This window comes from Variovorax sp. E3, assembly GCF_016082275.1.
GTDB lineage: Bacteria > Pseudomonadota > Gammaproteobacteria > Burkholderiales > Burkholderiaceae_C > Variovorax.
In genome coordinates, this window is sequence record NZ_MOWM01000292.1 from 1 (window position 1) to 3,845 (window position 3,845).

Annotated in this window: 3 protein-coding genes; all 3 read left to right on the top strand. The window is 69.4% G+C overall.

What is annotated here, in order from left to right; genetic code table 11:
- Nucleotides 1–110 precede the first annotated feature (110 nt).
- The 3 genes from BMG07_RS40105 to BMG07_RS40115 are packed head-to-tail and all read left to right on the top strand — an operon-like array spanning nucleotide 111 to nucleotide 3,774.
- The gene (locus tag BMG07_RS40105) at nucleotides 111–1,139 is read left to right on the top strand and encodes a branched-chain amino acid ABC transporter permease (RefSeq protein WP_198089131.1); all 1,029 of its coding nucleotides are present in this window, start codon (nucleotides 111–113) and stop codon (nucleotides 1,137–1,139) included.
- Nucleotides 1,136–3,046 (top strand): ATP-binding cassette domain-containing protein, encoded by a 1,911-nt coding sequence (locus BMG07_RS40110; RefSeq protein WP_198089132.1) that lies wholly within the window; start codon nucleotides 1,136–1,138, stop codon nucleotides 3,044–3,046. Before BMG07_RS40105 ends, BMG07_RS40110 begins: the two co-directional genes overlap by 4 nt.
- The gene (locus tag BMG07_RS40115; RefSeq protein ID WP_198089133.1) at nucleotides 3,043–3,774 is read left to right on the top strand and encodes an ABC transporter ATP-binding protein; all 732 of its coding nucleotides are present in this window, start codon (nucleotides 3,043–3,045) and stop codon (nucleotides 3,772–3,774) included. The genes BMG07_RS40110 and BMG07_RS40115 overlap by 4 nt, the downstream gene beginning before the upstream one ends.
- Nucleotides 3,775–3,845 lie beyond the last annotated feature (71 nt).

A 3,845-nucleotide genomic window follows, 5' to 3' on the forward strand; every position in this document is an offset into this window, starting at 1 on the left:
AAGCACTGCGCCGAACGAGCCGCGCCCCCGTCCCGACCTTCCCCCAAAGGGGGAAGGCGCAATACAGCCGACCCTGATTCGACACACGGGGCACAGCCCGAAGGTTTTTTATGGATTCGCAGATCGCCCTGTTGCTGGGGCAGGACGGCATCGTCAACGGTGCCGTCTATGGTTTGATGGCGCTCGCGCTGGTGCTGGTGTTTTCAGTCACGCGCGTCATCTTCATTCCCCAGGGCGAGTTCGTCGCCTTCGGGGCGCTCTCGATGGCGATGCTGCAGGCCGGCCGCGTGCCGGCCACGCTGTGGCTGCTGCTGGTGCTGGCGGTCGCCGTGCTGCTGGTGGAAATCTGGCGCTGGAAGCGCGGCGCGGTGGTCGACTGGGCTTCCGCGCTCGCCTGGTGCGTGGTGCTGCCCGCGGCCGCCGCCGCGCTGGTGCTGCTGCTCAAGCCGACGTCGATGACGGGCCAGACGCTCACCACGCTGGTGCTCATCATGCCGCTGGGCCCCCTGCTCTACCGCCTGGCCTACCGGCCGCTGGCGGATGCCAACGTGCTGATGCTGCTGATCGTGTCGGTCGCGCTGCACGGCGTGCTGGTCGGCCTGGGCCTGCTGTTCTTCGGCGCCGAAGGCTCGCGCACCGCGCCGTTCTCCGAGGCGCGCTTCGACATCGGCGGCATTCCGGTCAGCGGGCAGTCGCTGGTGGTGGTGGGCGTCACGCTGCTGCTGGTGATTGCCATGTTCCTGTTCTTCGGCCGCTCGATGGTGGGCAAGGCGCTGCGCGCCACCGCCATCAACCGTGTCGGCGCGCGGCTGTCGGGCATTCCGACCGAGCTGTCGGGCGACCTGAGCTTTGCGCTCGCGGCGCTCATCGGCGCGGTGTCGGGCCTGCTGATCGCGCCGATCACCACGGTGTATTACGACACCGGCTTCCTCATCGGCCTGAAGGGCTTCGTGGCCGCCATCGTGGGCGGGCTCGCAAGCTATCCGCTGGCGCTGGCCGGCGCGTTGCTGGTGGGCCAGCTCGAAGCCTTCGCCTCTTTCTGGGCCAGCCCGTTCAAGGAAGTGCTGGTCTTCACTTTGATCATTCCCGTGCTGTGGTGGCGTTCGCTCAACAGCCATCATGTGGAGGACGAGGAATGAGCGCGTCTTCGAACAACATCGCGGCGCCCGCGCCACCCGAAGGCAAGCCGCTGGTCACGCCGCGCCAGCTCACGCTGGTGTGCGTGGTGCTGCTGGCGCTGGCCTGGGGCTTCCTGCCCGAGTTCACGGTCTCGGTGCTCAGCAACATCGGCCTGTACGCGCTGGTCGCGGCCGGGCTGGTGATGCTCACCGGCGTGGGCGGCATGACTTCTTTCGGCCAGGCCGCATTCGTCGGCATGGGCGCCTACGCCACCGCGTGGATCTGCACCTCGCCCACGGCCGCCGCATGGCTGGGCGGCATCGTCGCGCCGGGGCTGCTGCCCTGGGCCGGCCTGCTGCTGGGGCTTCTCTTCACGTTCGTGCTTGCATGGATGCTCGGCGCGGTCACGCTCAAGCTGTCGGGCCACTACCTGCCGCTGTGCACCATCGCCTGGGGCCTGAGCCTGTACTACCTGCTGGGCAACATGGACTTCCTGGGCGGGCAGACCGGCATCACGGGCGTGCCGCCGCTGGTGATCGCGGGCGTGTCGCTCGCCACGCCGCGCGCGCTGGGCGTGGTGATCTGGGCCGTGCTGCTTCTCGCGCTGTGGGCGTTGCACAACCTGCTCGATTCGCGCGAAGGCCGCGCCATCCGCGCGCTCAAGGGCGGGCGGCTCATGGCCGAGTCGATGGGCGTGGACACCGCGCGCCACCGCATCAAGCTGTTCGTGCTGGCCGCGCTGCTGGCGGCGGTGTCGGGCTGGCTCTACGCGCACCTGCAGCGCTTCGTGAACCCCACGCCCTTCAACCTGAACATCGGCATCGAGCTGCTGTTCATGGCGGTGGTCGGCGGCGCGGGCCACCTGTGGGGCGCGGTGCTCGGCGCGGCGCTCATCACGCTGCTGAAAGAGAAGCTGCAGGACATCCTGCCTTCGCTGCTGGGCTCCAGCGGCAACTTCGAAGTGATCGTGTTCGGGCTGCTGATGCTGTTCGTGCTGCAGCGCTTCTCCGACGGCCTGTGGCCCACGCTGGCGCGCATCACGCGCCGCTGGGTGCGCGAGGACTCGACGGCCAAGGCCTCGACCGCCGCCGCGCCCGCGAAGGCCCTCACGGTGCAGCTCGCGCAACGCACGCTGCCCGCCACCGGCGAACTGCTGCTGCAGGCCAGCAACGTGAGCAAGCGCTTCGGCGGCCTCGTGGCCAACAACGAGATCTCGATGACGCTGAAGGCCGGCGAGATCCATGCGCTGATCGGCCCGAACGGCGCCGGCAAGAGCACCTTCTTCAACATGATCTCGGGCGTGGACGACCCCACCTCGGGCGAAGTGAAGCTCGCGGGCCAGCCGATGGCCGCCAAGCCCTCGCGCGCCTTTGCCGCGCTGGGCCTGGGCCGCACCTTCCAGCACGTGCGCCTGCTCGGGCAGCGCAGCGTGGTCGAGAACGTGGCGCTCGGCGCCCACCTGCGCGCCAAGCGCGGCTGGCTCGCGGCGATGCTGCGGCTGGACCGCGCCGAGGAAGCCGCGCTGATGGCCGAAGCCCGCAAGCAGATCGAACGCTGCGGCCTCGGCGCGCATGCCGACACACCGGCCGCGTCGCTCTCGCTGGGCCAGCAGCGCGTGGTGGAAATCGCCCGCGCGCTCGCCGGCCAGCCGTCGGTGCTGTTGCTCGACGAACCCGCCGCCGGCCTGCGCCACCTGGAAAAGCGCGCCCTCTCGGTGCTGCTGAGCCAGTTGCGCGCCGAAGGCCTGGGCATCCTGGTGGTGGAGCACGACATGGAGTTCGTGATGAACCTGGCCGACCGCATCACGGTGCTGGAGTTCGGCACCGTCATCGCCACCGGCACGCCGGCCGAAGTGCAGGCCAACCCGCGCGTGCTCGAGGCCTACCTCGGCGGCGCCGACGACGAACTGCTGGAAGACGCCCGATGAGCCATCCCATTCTTCAACTGGAAGACTTCTGCGTCGCCTACCGCACCGTGGAAGCGGTGCACAGCGTGCGCCTGCATGTGAACGAGGGCGAGATCGTCACCGTGATCGGCCCCAACGGCGCCGGCAAGACCACGCTGCTGTGCGCGGCCATGGGCCTGCTGCAGTCGACCGGGCGCCTGTCGCTGGGCGGCGATCGCATTGCGCGCCCCAGCGTCGAGACCATGGTCGCGCGCGGCGTGGCGCTGGTGCCCGAGCGGCGCGAGCTGTTCGGCGAGATGTCGGTCGAAGACAACCTGCTGCTCGGCGGCTTCTACCAATGGCGCAAGGGCAAGCGCGACCAGCGCGCGCGCATGGACGAGATCTTCGAGATCTTCCCGCGCCTGCGCGAGCGCCGGCCGCAGATGGCCTCGACGCTCTCGGGCGGCGAACGCCAGATGCTGGCCATCGGCCGCGCGCTCATGGCGCGCCCGCGTTTGCTGATGCTCGACGAACCCTCGCTGGGCCTGGCCCCGCTGGTGGTGCGCGAAGTGCTGCGCGTGGTGTCGCAACTGCGCAGCCACGGCGTGTCGGTGCTGCTGGTGGAGCAGAACGCGCGCGCCGCGCTGCAGGTGGCCGACCGCGCCTACGTGCTCGAAATGGGCGCGGTGGCGCTGGAAGGCAATGCCCGCGATTTGCTGCACGACCAACGGATCATCGATACCTACCTGGGCATCGGAAAGAAGGAATGAACCGGTTTTCTCCCTCCCTTCCGGGGGAGGGCCGGGGTGGGGGCAAGCGGCAGTCGATAAAGCACTGCGCC